Annotated in this window: 20 protein-coding genes; 12 read left to right on the top strand and 8 right to left on the bottom strand. The window is 74.2% G+C overall.

Going from position 1 to position 22,985, the window contains the following annotated elements:
- Window positions 1-221: 221 nt before the first annotated feature.
- Entirely contained in the window at window positions 222-794 is a 573-nt protein-coding gene (locus AC0680_RS26240) for a hypothetical protein (protein ID WP_478633124.1), read from the bottom strand.
- 67 nt (window positions 795-861) lie between these two features.
- On the opposite strand from AC0680_RS26240, the gene AC0680_RS26235 reads away from it, so the two are divergent.
- The gene (locus AC0680_RS26235; RefSeq protein ID WP_478633123.1) at window positions 862-1,623 is read left to right on the top strand and encodes an ArsR/SmtB family transcription factor; all 762 of its coding nucleotides are present in this window, start codon (window positions 862-864) and stop codon (window positions 1,621-1,623) included.
- Window positions 1,624-1,649: 26 nt separating this feature from the next.
- Here AC0680_RS26235 and AC0680_RS26230 read toward each other — a convergent pair whose 3' ends face one another.
- Complete coding sequence (locus AC0680_RS26230; protein ID WP_478633120.1) at window positions 1,650-2,231, bottom strand: MarR family winged helix-turn-helix transcriptional regulator; 582 nt, start codon at window positions 2,229-2,231, stop codon at window positions 1,650-1,652.
- Between the two features lie 129 nt (window positions 2,232-2,360).
- On the opposite strand from AC0680_RS26230, the gene AC0680_RS26225 reads away from it, so the two are divergent.
- Window positions 2,361-3,089: an SDR family NAD(P)-dependent oxidoreductase gene (locus AC0680_RS26225; protein WP_478633118.1), complete on the top strand. Its 729-nt coding sequence runs from the start codon at window positions 2,361-2,363 to the stop codon at window positions 3,087-3,089.
- Window positions 3,090-3,093: 4 nt separating this feature from the next.
- On the opposite strand, the gene AC0680_RS26220 is transcribed toward AC0680_RS26225, so the two are convergent.
- A complete protein-coding gene (locus tag AC0680_RS26220; protein ID WP_478633116.1) occupies window positions 3,094-3,573 on the bottom strand; it encodes a PPOX class F420-dependent oxidoreductase in 480 nt (159 codons plus the stop codon).
- An 85-nt stretch (window positions 3,574-3,658) separates the two neighbouring features.
- The gene (locus AC0680_RS26215) at window positions 3,659-4,156 is read right to left on the bottom strand and encodes a hypothetical protein (protein WP_478633115.1); all 498 of its coding nucleotides are present in this window, start codon (window positions 4,154-4,156) and stop codon (window positions 3,659-3,661) included.
- A gap of 141 nt (window positions 4,157-4,297) precedes the next feature.
- Between AC0680_RS26215 and AC0680_RS26210 the strand changes: the two genes are divergently transcribed.
- Complete coding sequence (locus AC0680_RS26210) at window positions 4,298-5,062, top strand: MBL fold metallo-hydrolase (RefSeq protein WP_478633113.1); 765 nt, start codon at window positions 4,298-4,300, stop codon at window positions 5,060-5,062.
- Window positions 5,063-5,093: 31 nt separating this feature from the next.
- Here the strand turns inward: AC0680_RS26210 and AC0680_RS26205 are convergent, their stop codons facing one another.
- On the bottom strand, window positions 5,094-6,140 hold the full coding sequence (locus tag AC0680_RS26205) for a LacI family DNA-binding transcriptional regulator (protein ID WP_478633111.1): 1,047 nt from the start codon (window positions 6,138-6,140) through the stop codon (window positions 5,094-5,096).
- Between the two features lie 168 nt (window positions 6,141-6,308).
- Here AC0680_RS26205 and AC0680_RS26200 point away from each other — a divergent pair, with 168 nt between their 5' ends.
- Entirely contained in the window at window positions 6,309-7,010 is a 702-nt protein-coding gene (locus AC0680_RS26200) for an alpha/beta fold hydrolase (RefSeq protein ID WP_478633108.1), read from the top strand.
- Window positions 7,011-7,019: 9 nt separating this feature from the next.
- Here AC0680_RS26200 and AC0680_RS26195 read toward each other — a convergent pair whose 3' ends face one another.
- Window positions 7,020-8,030 carry an ArsR/SmtB family transcription factor gene (locus AC0680_RS26195; protein WP_478633106.1) on the bottom strand — a complete coding sequence of 337 codons (1,011 nt, stop codon included), beginning with the start codon at window positions 8,028-8,030 and terminating at the stop codon, window positions 7,020-7,022.
- An 85-nt stretch (window positions 8,031-8,115) separates the two neighbouring features.
- Here AC0680_RS26195 and AC0680_RS26190 point away from each other — a divergent pair, with 85 nt between their 5' ends.
- Window positions 8,116-9,369: an alpha/beta hydrolase family protein gene (locus AC0680_RS26190; protein ID WP_478633104.1), complete on the top strand. Its 1,254-nt coding sequence runs from the start codon at window positions 8,116-8,118 to the stop codon at window positions 9,367-9,369.
- Between the two features lie 30 nt (window positions 9,370-9,399).
- Here the strand turns inward: AC0680_RS26190 and AC0680_RS26185 are convergent, their stop codons facing one another.
- Window positions 9,400-10,299: an RING finger protein gene (locus AC0680_RS26185; RefSeq protein ID WP_478633101.1), complete on the bottom strand. Its 900-nt coding sequence runs from the start codon at window positions 10,297-10,299 to the stop codon at window positions 9,400-9,402.
- 266 nt (window positions 10,300-10,565) lie between these two features.
- On the opposite strand from AC0680_RS26185, the gene AC0680_RS26180 reads away from it, so the two are divergent.
- The 5 genes from AC0680_RS26180 (at window position 10,566) to AC0680_RS26160 (ending at window position 16,907) form a co-directional block, all read left to right on the top strand.
- Window positions 10,566-11,372 carry a S1 family peptidase gene (locus tag AC0680_RS26180; protein ID WP_478633100.1) on the top strand — a complete coding sequence of 269 codons (807 nt, stop codon included), beginning with the start codon at window positions 10,566-10,568 and terminating at the stop codon, window positions 11,370-11,372.
- A 223-nt stretch (window positions 11,373-11,595) separates the two neighbouring features.
- The gene (locus AC0680_RS26175; protein ID WP_478633098.1) at window positions 11,596-11,817 is read left to right on the top strand and encodes a hypothetical protein; all 222 of its coding nucleotides are present in this window, start codon (window positions 11,596-11,598) and stop codon (window positions 11,815-11,817) included.
- A gap of 30 nt (window positions 11,818-11,847) precedes the next feature.
- A complete protein-coding gene (locus tag AC0680_RS26170) occupies window positions 11,848-12,528 on the top strand; it encodes a response regulator (RefSeq protein ID WP_478633097.1) in 681 nt (226 codons plus the stop codon).
- Between the two features lie 31 nt (window positions 12,529-12,559).
- Window positions 12,560-13,708 carry a sensor histidine kinase gene (locus AC0680_RS26165; RefSeq protein WP_478633194.1) on the top strand — a complete coding sequence of 383 codons (1,149 nt, stop codon included), beginning with the start codon at window positions 12,560-12,562 and terminating at the stop codon, window positions 13,706-13,708.
- A gap of 118 nt (window positions 13,709-13,826) precedes the next feature.
- On the top strand, window positions 13,827-16,907 hold the full coding sequence (locus tag AC0680_RS26160; RefSeq protein WP_478633095.1) for an endo-alpha-N-acetylgalactosaminidase family protein: 3,081 nt from the start codon (window positions 13,827-13,829) through the stop codon (window positions 16,905-16,907).
- 44 nt (window positions 16,908-16,951) lie between these two features.
- Here the strand turns inward: AC0680_RS26160 and AC0680_RS26155 are convergent, their stop codons facing one another.
- Window positions 16,952-18,763 carry a glycoside hydrolase family 35 protein gene (locus tag AC0680_RS26155; protein WP_478633092.1) on the bottom strand — a complete coding sequence of 604 codons (1,812 nt, stop codon included), beginning with the start codon at window positions 18,761-18,763 and terminating at the stop codon, window positions 16,952-16,954.
- 198 nt (window positions 18,764-18,961) lie between these two features.
- Here AC0680_RS26155 and AC0680_RS26150 point away from each other — a divergent pair, with 198 nt between their 5' ends.
- Together AC0680_RS26150 and pepN are read left to right on the top strand one after the other, a co-directional pair.
- Window positions 18,962-19,837, top strand: a complete 876-nt coding sequence (locus AC0680_RS26150) for a helix-turn-helix domain-containing protein (RefSeq protein ID WP_478633090.1) — start codon at window positions 18,962-18,964, stop codon at window positions 19,835-19,837.
- A 587-nt stretch (window positions 19,838-20,424) separates the two neighbouring features.
- Window positions 20,425-22,974, top strand: coding sequence for an aminopeptidase N (gene pepN, locus AC0680_RS26145; protein WP_478633088.1), 2,550 nt, complete (start codon window positions 20,425-20,427; stop codon window positions 22,972-22,974).
- Window positions 22,975-22,985: the final 11 nt, after the last annotated feature.

Here is a 22,985-nt window from a genome sequence, read left to right as displayed (position 1 = left end):
CCCGTACAACGTCGTACGGAGGCATGGGGACCGGGGGCGACCCCGATCCCGACCGCGGCGCCTGTCTCCTTCCCCGACCGGAGGGCAGGCGCCGCGGGTCTTTTTTGCCGGGAATACCCCCTGCCCCGCCCCTGTTGTGGCCCCGCAGGGGGCGCTCGCATCCCCTAGGGAATCCGTTCGCCCGCCCCCTACGAGCCGCCGCCCCCCCCACCAGCCGCCCCCTACCAGCCGCTGCGCTCCGCGGGGAATCGCCGCCCCAACTGCCGCGCCAGCTCCTGGGCCGGGGCCGGTACGGCCTGTGCGGGGGGAGCGGCCGGCGGCCGGAAGTCGTGCACCGGTGGATGCCACGCCCCCAGGTCGATCCGGCGGTCGCTCAGCGGCAGCACCCACCGCGGGTCGGCGTGCACCCGCAGCACCTGCGCCTCGATCTGCGTCCACGCCCCGTCGGTCACCGTGCGCTCACCGACCCGGCGCGCCTCCAACTGCACCGGACAGTGCACAAGTCGGGGCGGTCGTACCAGCTCGGACGGCTCCGTCCATGGTGCGTCCGTCGACGGCGCCGCGGCGCCCGTCCCTTCCTCGGTCCCCGTCGCGTCCGGCGGCAGATTGAACACCACGTCCGGGCGTACCGCGAGGTTCTTGGCGGTGCGCCCGCGGGTCGGCAGCCAGAGGCTCACGACCGGGCCGAGCTCCCACCGGATCCGCAGCTCGACCAGCACGAATGTTCCGTCGTCGTTCTCCGTGGACAGCAGCGCCGGGGTGACCGAACTGCTCTTCTCCAGCGCGCCTTTCATGCCGTTGAGGATAGAAGCCAGATGATTCGGTACTCACCGAAATGTTATCAGAGGTTACTCTGTGTACATGAACCGATGGGACGCCGATCAGGAAAGCCTCGCGGAGACGCCCGACCTCGCCGCTCTCGCGGCGCTGCTCGCGGACCGCACCCGCGCCGCCATCTGCATGGCCCTGCTCGACGGCGGCACCTGGACCGCCGGTGAACTCGCCGAATACGCCGGTGTGGCGCCCTCCACGACCACCGAGCACCTCAACCTCCTGGTCTCCGGCGGCCTCCTCGCCGAGGAGCGCCAGGGCCGGCGGCGCTATGTGCGCCTGGCCGGACCGAGCACCGCGGAGATCCTGGAGAACCTCGCCGGCCTGGCCCCCTACCGCCATGTCCCCATCCGCTCCCTGGCCGAGGCCAACCAGCGCAGAGCCCTGCACCACGCCCGTACGTGCTACGACCACATCGCCGGCGCCCTCGGTGTCGCCCTCGCCGAGGCGATGACCGAACGCGGCCTGCTCGCCCGGGAGTACGGCCTGGTGCTGACCGCCGCCGGCGCCCAGTGGCTGACCGCCCTCGGCATCCCCGACACCGGCCCCTCCGCCGCCCACCGTGCTCATGTGCGCACCTGCTTCGACTGGACGGTGCGCCGCCAGCACCTCTCCGGCGCGGTCGGCGCCGCCCTCTACCGCCACGCCGTGGACCGTACGTGGATCGTCAAGTCGCCCACCACCCGCATCCTCGGCGTCACCGAAGCGGGCCGTACGGCCTTCCGTGAGCTGCTCGGCCTGCCCGACGAGGCGCTCCTGCCGTCCCTCCCGCTCACATCCCCCCGCACCTGACCGCCGGGGGCGCCCGGCGGGGACCTTCAGTCCTCGCCGACGTGGCGGATCCGGTCGTCGCCGAGCTTGTGCTGGGTGTCCTGGAGCAGGATCCGCAGCAGCCCGGCGAGTTGCTCCTGCTGGTCGGGCGTCAGCCCGCCGACCAACTCGGCCTCGCGGCACAGCACCCGGTCGACGGTGGCCTCGACCAGCTCATGACCGGCCGGGCTGAGTTCGACCAGGACCGTACGCGTCCGGCCCGCGCCCGGCCGCCGGCTCACCAGCCCCTCGCGCTCGGCGCGCGCCACCCGTTGGGAGATCGCCCCCGCGGTGACCATCGAGCGCCGGCTCAGCTCACGGGTCGTCAGGGTGTACGGCTCGCCGCTGCGGCGCAGCACGCTGAGCAGGTCGAGGGTGGCGGTGTCCACCCCGGCGGCGGCCAGCACCCGCCGCCGGTCGTCGCCCAGGAGCTTGGCCAGCTGCCAGATGGGCGTCACGATCCCGATGGAGGACACCGGAGTGCCCGGGCGCTCGCGCTCCCAGGCGGCGGCGATCTCCTCGACGGGGTACGGGGCGGCGTGCGCCACGGGGCGGTCGTGGCCACCCTCCGCCTCGGAATCCCTTGCCACTGGCCCTCCCGGTGATGTTATGTTCAGCTCTAAATATAGACCTAAACGAAGTCCTGGTCCGTGATCCTGGTCCGTGATCCGGTCCGCGATCCGGGTTCAGGGCTGAACATGATGGACGGAGCTCAGCGTATGTCACGCACCATCCTGGTCACCGGCGGCGGAACCGGCATCGGGCGCGCCGTCGCCCACCACTTCGCGGCCCAGGGCGACGAGGTCGTCGTCACCGGCCGCCGCCCCGGCCCCCTCCAGGAGACGGCCACCGGCCACCCGGGCATCCGCCCCCTGGTCTGCGACCACACCGACCCCCAGGCGCTCATCGCGCTGCTGGCCCAACTCCCCGGCCGGATCGACGTCCTGGTCAACAACGCCGGCGGCAACACCGACCTCGACACCGCGGGCGACGGCGCCGACGACCTCGCCGCCTACGCCCGCGACTTCCGCGCCAACCTCGACGCGAACCTGCTCAGCGCCGCGCTGACCACCAAGGCGGTGCAGGACCGGCTGGCGGCCGGCGGCGCCGTCGTCCACATCGGGTCGATCGCCGCCGACCAGGGGGCGGGCTCCTACGGAGCGGCCAAGGCCGGACTCGCCTCCTGGAACGTCGAGCTGTCGCGGACCCTCGGTCCCCGCGACATCACCGCGAACGTCGTCGCGCCCGGCTACATCGCCGACACCGACTTCTTCCGCGACCGGCTCACCCCCGAGCGCCGCGAGAGCCTGGTGACCGCCTCGGCCGTCGGCCGCGCGGGCTCCCCGGTCGACATCGCGGGGACGGTCGCCTTCCTGGCCTCACCGGCGGCCCGGCACCTCACCGGCCAGGTGCTCAACGTCAACGGCGGTACCCGCACGACCCGTTGACGCCCTAGGAGGTCTGTCCGCCCTCCACCAGGCGGGCCGGGAAGCCGCCGGTCGCGATCGGGCCCCAGCGCCGCGGAACCACCCGGATCAGCGACTTGCCCTGCTTGCGCATCGCCGCCCGGTACTCGTCCCAGTCCGGGTGCTCGCCGGCGATGTTGCGGTAGTACTCGACGAGCGGCTCGATCGAATCCGGAGCGTCGATCACCTCGGCCTCGCCGTCGATCTGCACCCACGGGCCGTTCCACTCGTCGGACAGCACGATGACGCTGACCGACGAGACCCGCCGGGCGTTGCGGACCTTGGCCCGCTCCGGGTACGTCGACATCACCAGCCGCCCGGAGTCGTCCACCCCGCAGGTCAGCGGCGAGCCCTGCGGGGTGCCGTCGCTGCGGCGGGTGAGCAGGATCGCACGGTGACGGGGGCGGACGAACTCCAGCAGCTCGGGCAGCTCGACGCGGTTCGTGGTGGCGATGGAAGGGCTCATACGGCCGAGCGTAGGGCGTGGAGCGCGCTCGACGGCGGACTCACGGGCGACGGCCCCGCCGCGTCGCGCCCGGCCGGCGGCGGGGTCAGCCCTTGAGCAACTCCTTGCCGGTGGCCGCGTCCACGACCTTGCGGTCGCCCAGTGCGCCCTTGAGCTTGATCTTCACCTTGTCGGTGGCCAGCATCTCGGTGCACATCCCCTTGGCGCTCTTCTTCTTGCCCCAGCCGGTCACCACCACCAGCCCCTTGGACTCGTGGCTGCGCGCACCGAAGCGGACGTCGCAGGCGCTGTGCCCGACGGTCACCGTGATCTCCCGTATGTCCTTGCTCCCGGAGCCCTTGGGGCCCTTTGCGCCGACCAGCGGCAGCAGTGCCTCCTGCCGCCCCGGCACCGGTGAGACCTTCGGCCAGTCCCGCACTATCTGGTCCGCCCGGCGCTCGAAGGCGTCCGGCTTCTTCGGCGGGGGCGCGCTGCCCACGGTCTGCTGCTTCTGGCCGCAGCCGGACAGGGCGACGGCGCCGGACGCCGCCAGCGCGAGCACGACGGCGAGCGAACGGGTGCGGGAGAGGTGGGATCCTCGCATGACATGCCTCCTTGGTTCGGCTGTGTGACGTGCCGGAGGCAAGACGGGTTCCGGCCGGATCCGGGAGTGTTCGCGGTGCGCTCAATCCGCCCACGGCGCAAGCCGTCCACAGCGGCCCGGCCGCCCGTTAGCGTCCGCACCATGGACGCACTCACCCCGATCACCCCCGCCCCGATCACCCCCACCCGGATCACCGCCACCGTCTGGCAGTTCCCCTTCCCGGTGGGGCACGTGTACGCCGTCGCCCTCCCCGGCGACGGATACGCGCTGGTCGACACCGGTGTTCCGGGCTCGGCCCCCGCCATCCTCGACGCGCTGGCCCGGATCGGCGGCCGGCCGGAGCAACTGCGGCAGATCGTGCTCACCCATTCCCACCTGGACCACATGGGCTCCGCCGCCGACCTCGTCGCCGCGACCGGCGCCCGCGTCCTGGCCGGCGCGCTGGACGCCCCCTGCATCCGCGGGGCCGCCCCGGAGCCCGCGCCCACCCTCTCCGCCGCCGAACTCACGCTGCACGAAGGCGTCATGGCGGGCCTCGCGGCCGCCGGGGTCCCGCCGCTGCGCCATACCGAGGTCGATGTCGAACTGCACGACGGCGACACTCTCGACGGCTGGCCGGAGCCGGTCCGGGTGCTCCATGTCCCCGGCCACACGCCGGGCGGGATCGCGCTGCACCTGCCCGGGAGCAGACTGCTGTTCCCCGGCGACGTCGTCGGCACCGGCCCCGACGGCGGCCGTGCGGTCCTCGGCCCGTTCAACGTCGCACGCGAGGAGGCCGTCGCGTCCTTCCGGCGGCTGGCCGCCCTCGACGACGTCGACACGGTCTGCGTGGCGCACGGCGAGCCGATCCGCACCGGCGCCCGGGAGGTGCTCGCGGCGGCGCGGCCGGAGGCGGACTGGCGGTGACCCGCGCGCCCTGCTCGGCTGCCCGGGCGGCTCAGCCGGAGTCGCGGACCTGGACGTGGAAGGTGCCCAGCCGGTGGGTCGTGGGCGCGGTGCCGGGGGCGCGGATGAGGGCGTCGACCAGTTCCGCGATCCGGTCCGGTGCGGTGATCTCGGCGCGGACGCTGGTCAGCCGGGGGCGCAGCAGCCGGGCCAGCAGCAGATCGTCCGCGCCGACCACCGCGATGTGGTCGGGGGAGCCGGCACCGATCGTGTGGCCGGCGTCCTGGAGGGCACGCATCAGCAGCATCGCGTACTCGTCGTTGTAGGCGAACACCGCGTCCAGGCCCCACCGCGGCCAGTCGGCGGCGAGCCGCGCCGCGGACTCCTCGGTGAGCGCGAGGTCCAGCGGCCGCACCTGGGCGCCGGGGTGGGCGGCGGCCGCGGTCCGTACACCGGCCAGCCGGGGCTCCGCGAAGGCGGCGAGCCCCGGCTCGGCGGGCCGCACCACCCCGATCCGGCGCCGGCCGCCGGCCAGCAGATGCTCACCCGCCCGCAGGCCGGCCTCCCGCTGGTCGAGCAGGAGGGTGTGGGCGCCGGGGGGCGCCGCCGGCCCGTGGGTGAGGACCGCGGCCGTACCGGAGCGGTGCAGCAGCTCGACGGCGGCCGCGTCCAGCGGCGGGCCGTGCAGCGTCAGTACGGCGGCCGGCCGCAGTTCGGCCCAGGCGCGGGCGGCCGCCACGGGGGAGGCGGCGGGCGCGCCGTGCAGCACGCCGGTGTAGCCGAGGCGGTGCAGCGCGGTCTGGAAGCCGGCCAGGAACCGGGTGAAGAGCGGGCCGAAGACCGGCACCGTGTCGGCGTGCGCCGCCAGCAGCACGATGCTGCCCCGGCCGGCCCGCAGACTCCGGGCCGCGGCGTGCGGTACGTACCCCAGCTCCTCGGCGGCCGCCCGCACCCTCGCCTGGGTGCGCTCGCCGACCCGCCCGGCGGCCTGCCCGTTCAGGACGTACGAGACCGTCGCGCGGGAAACCCCGGCGCGCCGGGCAACGGCCGCGCTGGTCGGGGGCGTTGGGTTGGCCCGTGGGCCGACTGGGTCAGTCATGCTGCTGCGCATCCTCGCACAGGGGATTTGCCCGGCGGACCGGCGCGCGGCACATTCCGTACGGCTACTGACACGTGTAACGTCGGCGGGTGCGGTCCGGGCCCGGGGAACTCCGGGCCCGCAACCACCGGGAGACCGGAGCGGACCTGCGGGAGAGAGGGCACGGGCATGCAGCTGCACACCCATGAATGGGGCGCCGGCGAACGGATCGCGGTGCTGGTCCACGGAATGATGTCCGACCACCGCACCTGGCACCGGGTCGGCCCGGCGCTCGCCGAGCGGGGCTACCGCGTCATCGCCGTCGACCTGCGCGGCCACGGCCGCAGCCCGCGCGGCGAATACGGCGCCGAGTGGTACGCCGACGACCTGGTAGAGACCCTGCCGGCCGCCCCCGAAGTCGCCATCGGGCACTCCCTGGGCGGCCTGGCGCTCTCCCTGGCGGTGGAGCGGCTGCAGCCGCGACGCGCGGTCTACAGCGAACCGGCATGGTCGCTCGACAGGCTCGAACAGCCCGTCGACCCGGCCGTGTTCGCCACCTTCAAGACCGCCCATCGCACGATGGTGCGGAGCTTCAACCCGCGCTGGGACGACATCGACGTCGACATCGAACTCGCCACGGTCGCGGACTGGGACACCCAGACCGCGCTGGCGCTGTCCGCCGAGCGGTTCCAGGACCGGACGCCCGAGAAGCCGTTCGTCCCCTCGCTGGTCCAGATCGCGGGGGAGGGCTTCCTCTTCCCGGACGCCGCGGCGGCCGCCGCCGACCTGACCGACCGGGGCTTCGAGGTCCGTACGGTGCCCGGCGCCGGCCACACCATCCACCGCGACGACTTCGACGGCTTCCTGGCGGGGCTGGAGGGGTGGGTGTAGGGGAGGCCCTCATGGCCCGTCCGATGCGTCATGGCCACCGGACTTGCTTCGTTCCGCGCCGTGCCGCCGGACCAGCAGCGTTCCCAGTGCGGTGCGCCGGTGCAGTACGGACCGGCCCGCGCGGACCGTGGTGACCAGGCCCGCGCCGCGCAGCGCGGCGGTGTGGGCGGAGGCGGTGGAGTTGCTGACGCCCAGGCGCCGGGCGAGCCCGGTGGTGGAGTGCTCCGCCGCGAGCAGCAGCAGGATCTCCAGGCGGGTGCGTCCCAGCACCTCGGCCAGCGCCTCGGCCGTGCCGTCCGCCCCGGCCGGGGTGAGCGGCAGGCCCGGGCCAGCCGGGTAGGTCAGGTACAGGGGGTGGCCGGGCAGGTCGGCGATCAGGGGCGGGCCACTCCAGTGGAACGTGGGCTGGAGCACCAGGCCGCGCCCGCCCAGCGTGCGGTCCGCCTCCCCGGGCGCCGTGAACTCCCAGACGTCCCCGCCAAGTCGGCCGCTGGGCACGAGCCGGTCGAGCGCGGCACCGACACCGTGCTCGGCCACCGTCAGCGCGTAACGGGTGAACTCCGCCCGGTGCAGGTCCTGCACCACCGGCCACACGGGGCGCACGGCCGTTTCGAAGGCCGCGCGCTGTGCGCGGCGCAGGAGCTGGAAGGCCTCGGCGTCGCCCCGGTGCAGAGCGCGGATCCACGGCGGAGCCGGGGCCGGGTGCCGGGCGTAGACCCGCTCGATCTCGGCGCGGACCCCTTCCGGATGGCCGGCCCGCACCGACTCCAGCCCCTCGGCCAGGCTGTCGCTGAACACATCGAGGAACCGGGGGGCTTCGCCGGCGGGGACCAGGTCCGCCAGGGGCTCGGCGGCGGCCGGCAGCGACCGGAGCAGCCGTTGCCGCCAGCGGCCGAAGAGCACCGCGTCGTCGGGTCGGCACATCCGCAGCAGGGCCACGTTCAGCTCCTGCAGCGGGGCCGGCCGGGGCGCGATGCGGACCCGGGCGAAGTCGGCGGCCGTGAAATGGATCCGGATCAATGCTCTCCTCCGCGGCACCGCGCCATCGTTTCGGCCTGGCCCTCAACGTTCGCCCGTGCCACGGCCGGACGCCAGCATTCAGGTCATGTCCTCCTCATTCACTCATGGCGCCGGCGTGGTGACCCGGCGGACCGTGACCACCTCGGCCGCACTGGCCGCCGCGCTGCTGCTCACCGGTGGCGGCCGCGCACCGGCACGGCCCGCACCGGCGCCGCCCACCGGCGGCCGCACCCTGCGGCTGCCCGCGCCGACCGGTCCGCACCGCATCGGCCACACCACGCTGTATCTGGCCGACCCCGCCCGGCGCGACCCGTGGGAACCCGCCCTCGCCGTACGGGAGGTGATGGCCACGGTGTGGTATCCGGCCCGCGCCGTCCACGGCCACCCGGTCGCACCGCAGATGACCGCCGACGCCGCGGCGCTGTTCGCGCGGATCGACGCCGAGATCCACCACCTCCCCAGGTCCGGTGTGGACTGGGCGGCCACCATGACGCACGCGCACACCGGCGCGCCCGCCCAGGCCGTACGGCGCCCGGTGCTGCTCTACAGCCCGGGAGGCGGTGATCCGCGCACCCTGGGCACCGGGGTCGCCGAGGAACTGGCCAGCCACGGCAGTGTGGTGGTGGCCGTCGATCACCCCGGCGACGCCGGTGAGGTCGCCTTCCCCGCCGCGAGGGCGGGCCGCGAGCGGGTCCGCCCGACCGTCTTCCGGGGCGATCCCCGGACCTCTCCGGAGATCTTCCGCACCGCGATCGGCACCCGGATCGCGGACCTCCGCTTCGTGCTGGACCAGTTGGAGGTCCTGGCGGCCGGCGGCAACCCCGACGCGGCCGGCCGCCCGCTGCCGCCGGACCTCGGCCGGGCGCTGGATCTGCGGCGGGTGGGCGCCTACGGCCACTCGGCCGGCGGCACCGCCGTGACCGAGGCGATGTACGAGGACCGCCGCATCGACGCGGCGGTCAACCTGGAGGGCCATCTCGACCACCCGGCGCCCGGTCCCGGCCGGGAGGGGGAGCTGTTTCCGGTCGCCCGTCACGGGGTGGACCGTCCGCTGCTCCTGCTGGGAACCGACGGCTTCCCCGGCCGCGCGGAGATGGCGCGTTCCTGGGCGGCGATGCTCGCCCACCCGCGCGGACACACCCGCCGGCGGCAGATCGACCACGCCGCGCACGCGGTGTTCACCGACTACGCCGCGCTGGCGCCCCAGTTGCAGGCAGCCGGACTGATGCCGCCCGAGGACCGCATCAGGCTGGTCGGCGCGATCGACCCGGCCGTCTCGGTGCCCCTGGTGCGCCACCACATACGGTCGTTCTTCGCCCGGCACCTGCCCGGACGCTGACCCGCAGGCCCACCACGGGCCGGCGCCCGCTCAGGTGTCGCAGTCCAGCAGGGACTTGCACAGTCCGCAGCGCGCCTGGAGCCGTCCGCGCACCGGGACCCGGATCCGCTGCTCGCACACCGGGCAGCGGAACGACACCCGCAGCGGCGTCGGCCCCTCGAAGGCGTAGCCGTCGTCCGGGCCCGGCGGGCGGCCGGCCCGCCGCGGATCCTGCGCCGCCCGGCGGTCCTTGGCGTAGCGGAGCCGGGCGGCCCATCCGGCGCCGGCGAGCGGCGGCCGGCGCGCGTCCCGGCGGGCCCGCGCCGCGCCCGCCGCATACGCGTCGCAGGCCTGCGGGCTGGTGAACCACGGCGCCGGGTCCTCACCGAAGAACTCCGCCCGTTTGGCGAGGACATAGCCGAACTCCTCCGGCGTCAGATAGCCGAGCTTCTGCGAGAGGGGGCCGTGCTCGCGGTAGGCGTCCAGCAGCAGCCAGCCGGTGCCGAGGTAGGCGGCCGCGGTGTCGGTGAGGATCTCGTTGTCGCGGGTGCCGGGGAACGACAGGTCCAGGCGGTGCAGGTAGACATGCATCACCTCATGGGCCAGCGCGGCGCCGATGTCCCTGCGGTGCTTCTTGAAGCGGTCGTTGAGCTCGATGAAGTACTCGGGACCCGCGGTGAGTTCGACGTTCGCGGCGTGTTCCATCTCGCGGAAGCCGACCACCATCCGCGCGTCCGGCAGCCGCAGCTGCCGCACCAGGGCGTGTGCGACGCGCTGCGCGCCCAGGTACAGGTCCTCGGTGTCGTCGAAGGCGACGTCGACCGGAAGCACGCTGGTGGCGAAGGTGCTCACCGTGTCGTACGACAGGCGTTTGAACACGGCGTGGACGGCCGCGCGCACCGTGTCGAGATGAGGGAATCCGTGCTCGATGCCGCTGCCACCCGTGGTCACCCGGCCCACTCTACGACTGTCCCGGTTCGTCCGGTATGGACCGTACGGGGCGTGGGTAGTAAGGGAGTTGGCTGGATGCGCACCCTTGTCACCCTGATCGCCCACTCCACATAATCCAAGGGCGCTTCACGGACTCATCCCCCACTGGGTCCGGACGCCTTACGGCGTGCCGCCGTCCTCCACGCACTTTTTCGGCGGGTACGTTCCGGCTCCGGTGTTGGCATGGGCTCGTCAGCGACGTGCAACCCCCCACGAAAGGAAGCCCGTTGCGCAGCTACCGGAAGCTCCTCAAGAGAACCACCGCCGTCGGCGCGATCGCCCTGGCCGCCTTCAGCCTCCAGCCCGGCTCGGCCTCCGCGGCCCCCGCCCCCGACCCGTCCGGGTCCCACACCAAGGTCGTCGGCGGCACCAAGGCCGAACAGGGTGAATACCCCTTCATGGTCCGGCTGTCGATGGGCTGCGGCGGCGCACTCTACGCCAAGGACATCGTGCTCACCGCGGCGCACTGCGTCGACGGCAGCGGCGACAACACCTCCATCACCGCCACCGCGGGTGTCGTCGACCTGGAGGACTCCAGCGCCGTCAAGGTGAACTCCACCAAGGTCCTCCAGGCCCCCGGCTACAACGGCAAGGGCAAGGACTGGGCGCTGATCAAGCTCGCCAAGCCGATCGACCAGCCGACCCTGAAGATCGCCGAGGACGACAAGCTCAACAACGGCGACTTCGAGATCGCCGGCTGGGGCGCCGACAAGGAGGGCGGCGACCAGCAGCGCTACCTCCTCAAGGCGACCGTGCCGTTCGTGGACGACGCCACCTGCCAGAAGGCCTACGGCGACCAGCTCACGCCCGGCGACGAGATCTGCGCCGGCAAGCTGGACACCGGCGGCGTCGACACCTGCCAGGGCGACTCCGGCGGCCCGATGTTCCGCAAGGACGACGCCGGCGAGTGGCTCCAGGTCGGCATCGTCTCCTGGGGCGAGGGCTGCGCACGGCCCGGCAAGCCCGGTGTCTACAGCGAGGTGAGCACCTTCGCCGCGGACATCAAGAAGGCCGCGGGCGAGCTGGGCGGCTGACCGCACCACCCACGCACACCACGGCCCGGGGAGCAGCGGCTCCCCGGGCCGTCGCCGTGTCCGCGCACCGGCCCCCGGGTCCGGGACCTCGGTCCCCCGCCCACGGGACGTTGGTCCGCCCGCGCCGGGGACCAAACTCACTCCTGCGGCCGGGCCCTGTGGCGCCGGCGACGGCCCTAGGGCCCATGGCCGCACCCGCGTGCCCCTCCCTAGCGTGGACGGCATGTCCACCGAGCCCCGCACCCGGCCCCCGGCGCGCGACCGCGACCACCGCGTGACGGTCGCCGCCGTCCTGCTCCTCGCCGCCTGCGCCGCGGCCCTGGCCTACGTCCTGCTGGGCTGCCACCACGACGGCCCCGTCGAGTCGGAGTCGACCGCCGACGCCCCCGCCCGCACCGCCCTGGGCCAGGGACCGTCCGATGGGTCGGGGGCGGTCACCCCCTAGGCCACCGAGGAGGGAAGGAGAAGGCGAGCGATGCCGATCAGCGTGGTCGTCGCGGACGACCAGGAGATGGTCCGCACCGGGTTCCGGATGATCCTGGAGAGCCGGGACGACATCGAGGTCCTCGACGACGTCGTCGACGGCGAGGCCGCCCTCGAAGCCGTCGACCGGCTGCGCCCCGACGTGCTGCTGCTGGACATCCGGATGCCCGGGACCGACGGCCTGGAGGTCACCCGCCGGCTGACCGAGCGCGCCGCCGCCCACCCCGAGTACGGCGGGCGGCCCCGGATCGTCATCGTCACCACCTTCGACCTGGACGCCTACGTGCACACCGCGCTGCACGGCGGTGCGTCCGGCTTCCTGCTCAAGGACGCCAGCCCCGCCCTGCTCGTGGAGGCCGTACGGGCCGCCGCCGTCGGCGACTCCCTGGTCTCGCCCGCGATCACCGTCCGACTGCTGCGCGAGCTGGCCCCCGCCACCGGCCGCGGCGCGCCGGCCCGCACCCCCGCCGAACCGCTCACCGGGCGCGAAGTGGACGTCGTACGGGAACTGGCGCGCGGCCGGACCAACGCCGAGATCGCCGACCGGCTGTATGTCTCGCTGTCCACGGTCAAATCCCACCTGGCGCATGTGCAGACCAAGCTGGCCGCCCGCAACCGCGTGGAGATCGCCGCGTGGGCCTGGGAGAGCGGGCTGGCCGCGGGGAGCACATGAGCGAGCACCGCGGGAGAAGCAGATGAGCCCGATGTCGGGGTGGGCCCGCAGCCACCCCGGGCGCGCCGTCGCCGCCAAGGCCGCCCTGGCGGCGGTACTGCTGTTCCTGGTGGGTGTGGAGACCTTGGTGCTGGCCCGCCAGCCCACCCGCCCGCACGCCATCGTCGTGGCCACCGCCGTCGTCGTCTGCCTGTGCGCGGTGCCGTTCGCCCGCATCCCGGCGACCGTACGGGCCTGGACGGCGGCCGCCGTCTCGCTGACCGCCTCGGCGGTGCTGATCGCCGGGCAGCACGCCCTGAAGGTGTGGGGCCTGGGGGAGGGGATCGCGCTGCTGGTCCTGCTGACCGCCGTGGTCCACCGCGCCCCCGGCCGCACCGCCGCCCTCCTCGGCCCGATGCTCGGACTGTCCTGCGTCCTCGCCCCGATGCGCGACATCCGGCTGGGCGTCTTCACCGTCGTCTACGGCGTGCTCACCGTGGTCGTCGCCGCCTACTCGATGATCCTGCGCCTGCAGGACGCCCAGCGGCTGCGCGACCTGGCGGCCGTACGGGCCGCCGAGCGCCTGGAACTGGCCCGGGAGCTGCACGACCTGGTCGCCCACCACGTCACCGGCATCGTCGTCCAGGCCCGCGCCGCCCGCTTCACCGCCCTCGACGGGGCGCGGGCGAGCGCCACCTTCGAACGGATCGAGACCTCCGGCGGCGAGGCGCTGGGCGCGATGCGCCGGCTGGTGCGGGTGCTGCGCGAGCCCGGCGCGCAGACCCAGCCCGTCGCCGGGTTCGCCGAGGTCCGCGCGCTGACCGACGCCTTCGCCCGCACCGGCCCGCCGGTCGTGCTCCGCGTGGACCGGCGCGCCGCCGACGCGCTGCCCGCCGACGTGGCCGCGGCGGTCTACCGCATCGTGCGCGAGGCACTGACCAACGTCCGCAAGCACGCGGCGGACGCCACGGCGGTACGGATCGGGCTGCGGCCCGTCGCCGGCGGCGTGGAACTGCGCGTCGCCAACGACGGCGGCGCCCCGGCCCGGCTCTGCGAACAGGCCCGCGGCGGAGGCTTCGGGCTGGCCGGACTGACCGAACGGGCCGAGGCGATGGGCGGCCGGCTCGCCGCGGGCCCCGCCGCGGAGGGCGGCTGGGAGCTGATCGCCGCACTGCCCCTGGACGGCGACCGGCCCGCCTGACCCCGCCGGCGACATCTGTCCAACACCTGCCCCTCCTTTGTCCATAGGCGCACCCCCCGCCCCGGCAGCACGCTGTCCGCCGACAGCCAGTGCACGCCCGAAGGGGAGGACAGCGCGCGTGAACCCACAGACAGGTGCCCCGCGCGGGCCCAGCCGCAGAAAGCTCGTCGCCGCCACCGCGCTCGCCTCGGTCGCCGGTGCACTGCCGCTCGGCGCGTCCCCCGCCGCGGCCGCACCGCGCCCGGGGGAGCGGGTGCTGCGGTCCGACGCGCTGGAGGTCCGGGTCGACACCGCCTTCCCGCGCATCGTCTCCTACACCGACCGCGGCACCGGCGCCGTGCTGCACGGCCAGGAGACCGCGGTCACCCAGGTCCTCGTCGACGGCACCGCCCGCACCCCCCACGTCACCCACCGGGCCCGCGCCGACCGCGCCACCTACACCCTCACCTTCGACGGCGGCACCGAGATCACCGTCGAGATCGCCGTCCAGGGGTGGCGGACCACCTGGCGCGTCACCGAGATCACCGACACCCCCGCGCTGCGCGTCGGCACCCTGGAGATCCCCGGCCTCGCCCTGCTCAGCGTCCGCAGCGACCAGCCCGGAGCCGCCCTGCTGGCCGCCCGCATCGCCCTGGACAAGGCCAAGAGCGGCGACACCCTGATCAAGGTCTCCGACACCACCCCCGCCGAGGCCGCACCCACCGGATGCGCCTACGCCGTCGTCGCCACCGACCAGCTGGCCGCCGCCGTCGAGACCAACACCGTCCACGACACCCCCACCGGCGCCACCACCTGGGAGAACGGCCGGCTGACGCGGCAGACCCTCAAGGGCGACGGCTTCGTCAAGGCACAACTGGTCCCCGGCCAGTGGACCCACCGGGCGGCCGAAGCGCCGCTGGCCGCCACCGACCCGCTGCCGCAGGCCACCGTCATCGTCACCCGCGACCGCAACGGCGACGGCCGCACCGACTGGCAGGACGCCGCCATCGCGCTGCGCGACATCATGGTCATGCCGCTGGGCGCCGACGAACAGCACCTACGGGTCGTCGCACACATCCCGTTCAACTTCGCCAGCCAGGCCACCAACCCGTTCCTCGCCACCCTCGACAACGTCAAACGGATCGCGCTGGCCACCGACGGACTGCGGCAGTTCACCCTCCTCAAGGGCTACCAGTCCGAAGGCCACGACTCCGCGCACCCCGACTACGGCGGCAACTACAACGAGCGGGCCGGTGGCCTCGCCGGCCTCAACGCCCTGGTCCGCGCCGGCAAGAAGTGGAACAGCGACTTCGCGGTGCACGTCAACGCCACCGAGTCCTACCCCGTCGCGCACGCCTTCTCCGAGACGCTGGTCGACAAGGACGACAAGCAGTGGGACTGGCTCGACCAGTCCTACCGCATCGACGCCCGCCGCGACCTGGTCTCCGGCGACATCGCCCGACGCTTCGCACAACTGCGCCAGGAGACCGATCCGGCCCTCAACACCCTCTACATCGACGTCTTCCGCGAATCCGGCTGGAACTCCGACCGCCTCCAGCGCCATCTGCGCGACCAGGGCTGGCACGTCACCACCGAATGGGGCCACGGCCTGGAACGCTCCGCCCTGTGGTCGCACTGGGCCACCGAGACCGACTACGGCCCCGACACCTCCCGCGGCATCAACTCCCAGCTGATCCGCTTCCTGCGCAACCACCACAAGGACGTCTTCGCCGACAAGTGGCCCACGCTGCTGGGCAACGGCCGGATGGGCAACTTCGAGGGCTGGGTCGGCAAGACCGACTGGCACGCCTTCCACACGATCATCTGGACCGAGGCACTGCCCGCCAAGTACCTCCAGGCGTACCCCATCAAGACCTGGGAAGCACACGAGATCACCTTCGAGGGCCCCACCCGGACCTCGGTCAGCGACGCCGGAGGCACCCGCACGATCACCACCGACGGCCGCCCGGTCTACGACGGCGGCACCTACCTGCTGCCCTGGGAACCCCGCCGCGCCACCGACCCCGGCAAGCTCTACCACTACAACCCCCGCGGCGGCAGCACCAGTTGGACCCTGCCCCGCGGCTGGTCGTCGGCCGCCACCGTGTACGCCTACCGGCTCACCGACCAGGGCCGCACCCAGGAGACCCCGATCCCCGTCACCGGCGGCCGGATCACCCTCACCGCGCAGCCCGGCGTCGCCTACGTCCTCTACCGCGACCGGGCCCCCGACCAGGGCGGCCCCGGCTGGGGCGAGGGCACCGCGCTGACCGACCCCGGCTTCCACTCCGGCACCCTCGACGCCTGGCAGACCACCGGCCCGGCCTCCGTACGACGCAGCGACCTGGGCGACTACGAGCTGGTCGTCGACGCGGGCGGCGCCGCCACCGTCGCCCAGAAACTCACCCGGCTCGCCCCCGGCACCTACGCCGCGTCCGTGCAGATCGAGGTCGGCGCGAAGCCGGGCGAGCGGCGGCGGGCCGCCCTGGAGGTCCGCACCGCCGACGGCGTCACCGCCACCAACTGGACCGACACCTCCACCGCCGGCAACTACGTGGCGGCCGACCGCAAGTCCGGCACCCGCTTCCAGCGCCTCTTCACCCGCTTCACCGTCCCCGAGGGCGGCGGCCCGGTCACCCTCGCCCTCACCGCCGCGGCGGGCCGGGCCCGGGTCCGGTTCGACAACGTCCGCGTCGTCCCCGCCGAACCCACCGCCAAGAAAGGCACCCTGGTCCACGAGGACTTCGAGCACGTCCCCCAGGGCTGGGGAGTCTTCGTCAAGGGCGACGCGGGCGGCAGCACCGACCCCCGCACCCATATCGCCCAGCGACACGCCCCGTTCACCCAGCGCGGCTGGAACGGCAAGGCGGTCGACGACGTCATCGACGGCAGCCAGTCGCTCAAGTCGCGCGGCGAGAACACCGGCCTGGTCTACCGGACCGTCCCGCACACCGTCCGCTTCACCGCCGGCCGCCGCTACCGCGTCACCTTCCGCTACGAGAACCAGACCGCCGGCCAGTACGCCTGGATCACCGCCGTCGACGAGCCCGCACCCCGCGAACTGACCCGCAGCCCCCTGCCCGTCGCCACCCGACCCACCACCCACACCTACGAGTTCACCGCCCCCGACCGCGGCGAGGCCTGGGTCGGACTGCGCAAGACCGGTGACGACGGGACGGCGGAGTTCGTCCTCGACACGTTCGAGGTGCGCGAGGTGTAGCGCAGCCGGTCGTGGGGGCGGGTCGGTGCGCCCCCACGACCCCCTCAGCCCTGCGCCGCGCAGGGCCCCAGACCGGGCGCCCCCGCCCCTTCCCCCACGAGGGCCGGGGCGCCCTCCCACTCCCACAGCAGCAGCTCGTTGCGGCCCTCGCGCAGCACCGGGCCCGGCACGAACAGGGCGCGCTGCGGCCCCACGGAACGGTAGCGGCCCAGGCAGAACCCGTTGATCCAGGCGACCCCGTGGCTCCAGCCCGGCAGCACCAGATCGGCGTCCCCGGCCCGCCCGGCCACCGTCACCGTCCCCCGGTACAGCCCAGGGGCCCCGCCGGCCCCCGCCACGCCCCGGAACGGGACCCTCGCCGTCGCCCCGGCCTCCTCCAGCGCGTCCAGCCGCAGCCCCCGCGACCGTACGCCGTGCAGATACTGCCGCTCGTGCAGCACCCCGCCCACGATCCCCTTCGACTCGGCCAGCCGCGGCCCGTAATTGACCCGCCCCAGCGACGCCACCCACAGCTCCACCGACGCCGGCCCCGCCACCTCCCCGACCACGGCGTCCTCGGTGTCCACCACCGCCCGGCGCTCCCCGTCGACGTACACCACCGCCCGGTCCCGCAGCCCGCTCACCCGCAGCGGACAGCGGCCCCGCGGCCCCGGTACCGCCACCCGGTAGCGGACCAGCCCCCGGTCCACACCCAGCTCCTCGAACGTCGCCGGGACCGCCCCGTCGACCTCGTCGTCGCCCAGCGCCGCCATCACCTCCCCGGCCGGCGCCCACTGCTCCACCACCACCGCCGCCGCAGCCGCCAGCCCCGGCGGCGACTTGGGCACCTCGGGCAGCGGCCCGTCCGCCCACTGGGCGAGCACCTCCCGAAAGCGCCAGAACTTCTCCGTCGGACGCCCCCGTTCATCGACCGGCGCCCCGTAGTCGTACGACGTGACGGTCGCCCGCAGCTCCCCGTCGTGCAGCTCACCCGCGCGGTTGGCCCCCGCCCACCCGCCGAAGCTGGTACCGCCGTGCGCCATGTAGATGTTGACCGAGGCGCCGCACTCCAGCACCTCGCGCAGCGCCGCCGCCGCGTCCTCGGGGGAGCGCGGGACCTCCGCCCGCCCCCAGTGCGCGAACCACCCGCACCAGAACTCCATGCACATCAGCGGCCCGTCCGGCTGACGGCGCCGCAGCGCCGCGAACGCCTCCCGCGCCCCCGAACCGAAGTTGACGGTGGCGAGCACACCGGGCACCGACCCGCCGCTGAGCATGTGCTCCTCGGGCCCGTCCGAGGTGAACAGCGGCACCCGCACCCCCAGCGCACGCAGCCGCTCCACGAGGTGCGCCAGATAGCGGGCGTCGCTGCCGTAGGAGCCGTACTCGTTCTCCACCTGCACCATGACCACCGGACCACCGCCCGGACCGCCGTCCCCCGGAGCCGCCGTGCACTGCCGCGCCACGACCTGCGGCAGCAGCCGTGCGAACCAGGCGTCCACGGCCCGCAGAAACTCCGCGTCCCGCGTCCGCACCCGCCGGCCCAGCGGCCCGGTCAGCCAGTGCGGCAGCCCGCCGTTCTCCCACTCCGCGCAGATATACGGCCCCGGGCGGACGATCGCCCACAGCCCCGCCGCCCGCGCCGCGTCCAGGAACCGGCCCAGCGCCTCGGGGTCGGCGAACTCACCGGGCCGCGGCTCGTGCAGGTTCCACGGCACATACGTCTCCACGCAGTTCAGGCCCATCGCCCTCAGCATCGCCAGCCGATGGCCCCACTGCCCCTCGTGCACCCGGAAGTAGTGCAACGCCCCGGACAGCAGCCGCACCGGCCGTCCGTCCAGCGTGAAGTCCCGCTCACCCACCGCGAATTGCGCCACGTCACCCGCCCCTGTGTCGTCCTGCCGCGTCTCCGGTCAGCCTCACCCCCTGGCGGCGCGGCGGTCCATGGACAAAGATCGGCCCTCGTTGGACGGTTCGACGGAGCGGCACGACGGCCCCGCCGCGAGGGCACGGCGGCGGCGCGGCGACGGACTCCGCCACCACGGCAGAGGTGCCAGACGACGGGAGGTCCGGGCATGTACCACACCTGGATGCGGTACTTCACCCCGAGCCCGGCCCACCACCGGCTCGGCCTGGTGTGCCTGGGCGTCGGCCTGCAGCACGGCACCCTGCCCACGGTCGGCCCGCGTACCCTCGACCACCACGTCGCCCTCGTCATCAGCGCCGGCCGCGGCTGGTACACCGCCCCCGACGGCCACCGCCGGCCGGTCACCGCCCCCGCCCTGCTGTGGCTCATCCCCGGCGTACCGCACCACTACGGGGCCGACGCCGAAACCGGCTGGGACGAGAGCTTCGTCGACTTCACCGGACCGGCCGCCGCGACCTACACCGAACTCGGCTACATCGAGCCGGACCGGCCCCTCGTACCGCTCGCCGACACCGGCCCGGCCCGCACCGCGGTCGGCCGCATCGCCCGCGCGGCGCGCCGCGGCAACCCCCTGCTGGAGGTGGAGACCGCCGCCGCCGTCCACGAACTCCTGGTCGCCCTGCGCCGCGCCCGCGCCGACACCGACGCCGACGGCGACCCCGTCCTGGCCGCCCTGGCCCGGGACGCCTTCCTGCCGCTCACCGTCGCCGAGCACGCCGCCCGGCACGGCATGACCCCCGCCGAACTGCGCACCGCCGTACGGCGCGGCGCCGGCTGCAGCCCCAAGGACTACCTCCTCGGCATCCGGCTCGGCCGGGCCAAGGAGCTCCTCATCGGCACCGACCTCCCCATCGCCGCGGTGGCCCGCCGGATCGGCTACGACGACCCCGCCTACTTCAGCCGCCTGTTCACCCGCCGCGTCGGCACCGCCCCGGTCCGCTTCCGCGACCGCCAGGTCCGCTCCGTCCCCGGCGGCTGGTCCACACAGATCCCCGACCCCGACGATCCGCCGCTGGTGCGCTGAGCCCGGGGTGACCGTCGGCCCGGTGCGCGCTCGCTCCGTCGTGCGGGGGCCGGAGGGGACACCCCGTACCCCGTCCTCGGCGCGGGCGCCTCTGGTACGTGCGGAAGTCGCCCCGGCGTCCGCTCCGGTCCTGCGGGCGGGGCACGGGGCATCCCCTCCGCCCGTCCACGTGGGCGTCCGACCCACCGTACCGATGACGGTCACCACGACCGCCGAAGGGATGGCTGCGGCTACGTGCGGGTGGTTTCGGACGGTGCCACCGGGCCGCAGACGGGACACACGCAGGCCGGAGGGGACGTACGGGGGTCCGCCCGCAGGACCGGAGCGAACGCCGGGGTGCCCGATCTACGTACCAGAGACGCCCGCGCCGAGGACGGACCCCGTGCGGCCCCTCCGGCCCCGCGGCACCGACGCACCCCGCGAACCCCCGCGGCGGGCACGGCGCGAGCCCCCGCGGCGCACACGCCGCAAGCCCCCGCGGCGGGAGAAGCGATCCCCCCGGCGAGCGCGACGCGACCACTTCAGCCCCGCCCAGAGCCCGCCAAACCCCCGTGCACCGCCCACCGGCCGTACGGCAGCATGTCCCCATGCCCGCACTGCAGCGCGACGAGGCGCAGACCCGAGCCCGACTCATCGACGTCCACCGCTACGCCGTCGAACTCGACCTCACCCACGGTGAGGAGCGGTTCGGCTCCCGTACGGTGATCCACTTCACCGCGCGAGCGGCCGGCGACACCTTCGTCGAGCTCAAGCCCGCCGAGCTGCGCTCCGCCACCCTCGACGGCCACCCGCTCGACCCCAGGACGCTCGAGGACAACCGCCTCCCGCTCCCCGGCCTGGCCCCCGGGGACCACGAACTGCGCCTGGACGCCACCATGCGCTACTCCCGCACCGGCGAGGGCATGCACCGCTTCACCGACCCCGCCGACGGCGAAGCCTACGTCTACACCCAGCTGTTCATGGACGACGTCCAGCGCGTCTTCGCCGCCTTCGACCAGCCGGACCTCAAAGCCGTCTTCGAGCTGACCGTCACCGCCCCCGAAGGCTGGAGCGTCCTCGCCAACGGCATCACCGAACACCTCGGCCAGGGCCGCTGGAAGGCCGCCCCCACCCCGCTGATCTCCACCTACCTCGTCGCCGTCGCCGCCGGCCCCTGGCACTCCGTACGCACCGAACACGCCGGACTGCCCTTCGGCATCCACTGCCGCCGCTCCCTCGCGCCCCACCTGGACGCCGACGCCGAGGAACTCCTCGACCTCACCCGCCGCTGCTTCGACCGCTACCACGAGATCTTCGAGGAGCCCTACCCCTTCGACTCCTACGACCAGGCCTTCGTCCCCGAATTCAACGCCGGCGCCATGGAGAACCCGGGCCTGGTCACCTTCCGCGACGAGTTCGTCTTCCGCTCCGCCGTCACCGACACCGAGCGCCAGACCCGCGGCATGGTCATCTCCCACGAGATGGCCCACATGTGGTTCGGCGACCTGGTCACCCTCCAGTGGTGGGACGACATCTGGCTCAACGAGTCCTTCGCCGAGTACATGGGCTACCAGGTCCTGGCCGAAGCGACCCGCTTCACCGACACCTGGACCGACTTCGCCGTCGCCCGCAAGGGCTGGGGCTACGACGCCGACCAGCGCCCCTCCACCCACCCCGTGGCCCCCACCCCCGAGGACGTCCCCGACACCGCCTCCGCCCTCCTCAACTTCGACGGCATCTCCTACGCCAAGGGCGCCTCCGCCCTGCGCCAGCTCGTCGCCTGGATGGGCAACAAGGACTTCCTCACCGGCATCAACGACCACTTCGCCCGGCACCGCTTCGGCAACGCCACCCTCGCCGACTTCATCGACTCCCTCGCCCGCGCCACCGACCGCGACGTCCACGCCTGGGCCGCGCGCTGGCTGCGCACGACCGGAGTCGACATCCTCACCCCCGAAGTCCGCGAAGGCGCCGACGGCCACTGGAGCCTGGCCGTCCACCAGACCGGAAGCGCCGACGGCACCCGCCCCCACCACCTCACCGTCGGCCTCTACGACCACGACCCGCACACCCCCGGCCGCCTCCTGCCGCGCGCCCCGCTCTCCTGGGACCTGCCACACGCCGGCGACCACACCGCCACCGGCGGCCGCCCCGCCCTGCTCCTGCTCAACGACCAGGACCTCACCTACGCCAAGGTCCGCCTCGACCCCCGCTCCTGGGACACCGCGCTCGCCGCCCTGTCCGGCCTGCCCGACCCGCTGACCCGCGCCGTCGTGTGGAACGCCGCCCGCGACATGGTCCGCGACGGCGAACTGCCGCCCACCGCCTACCTCGACGCCGCCCGCGCCCACCTCCCGCACGAGACCGACCTCGCCATCGTCCAGGGCGTCCTGGCCTTCGCCCGCACCCAGATCGCCGACCGCTACCTGACCGCCCAGGAGCGCCACACCGCCCTGACCACCCTCACCGCCCTCAGCCGCGACATACTCCGCCGCACCGAAGGCCCCGAGAACGGCGCCGCCACCGGGCTGCGGCTGGTCGCCGTCCGCGCCCTGATCTCCAGCGCCACCACCCCCGAAGGCATACAGGACTGGCTCGACGACGGCAGCGTCCCCGGCGGCCCGCACCTCGACCCCGAACTGCGCTGGCGCATCCTCGGCCGGCTCGCCACCCTCGGCGCCACCACCCCCGCGCTCATCGACGCCGAACTCACCCGCGACCCCAGCGCCACCGGCCGCGAGGGCGCCGCCCGCTGCCACGCCGCCCTCCCCGACCCCGCCGCCAAACAGGCCGCCTGGGACGCCCTGTTCACCACCGACGAGACCGGCGGGAAACCACTCCTGTCCAACTACCTCTTCACCGCCACCGCCACCGGCTTCTGGGCACCCGAGCACCACGACCTGCTCCGCCCCTACGTCGCCCGCTACTTCACCGACGTCCCCGCCCTCGCAGCCGCCCGCGGCCCCGCCCTCGCGGCCGCCGCCGGCCGTGACGCCTTCCCCGCCGTCGTCGTCGAGGAGGACACCCTCCGCCTCGGCGAGACCTGCCTCGCCGACGGCGATCCCACCCCCGCCCTCCGCCGCAAGCTCATCGACCAACTCGACGACCTGCGGCGGGCATTGGCGGTACGGGCCGCCGGGGCAGGCAGCGGCGCATAGCCCCCACCCCC

Source organism: Streptomyces sp. NPDC043738, from assembly GCF_056436545.1.
This window is presented reverse-complemented; position numbering and strand designations above follow the sequence as displayed.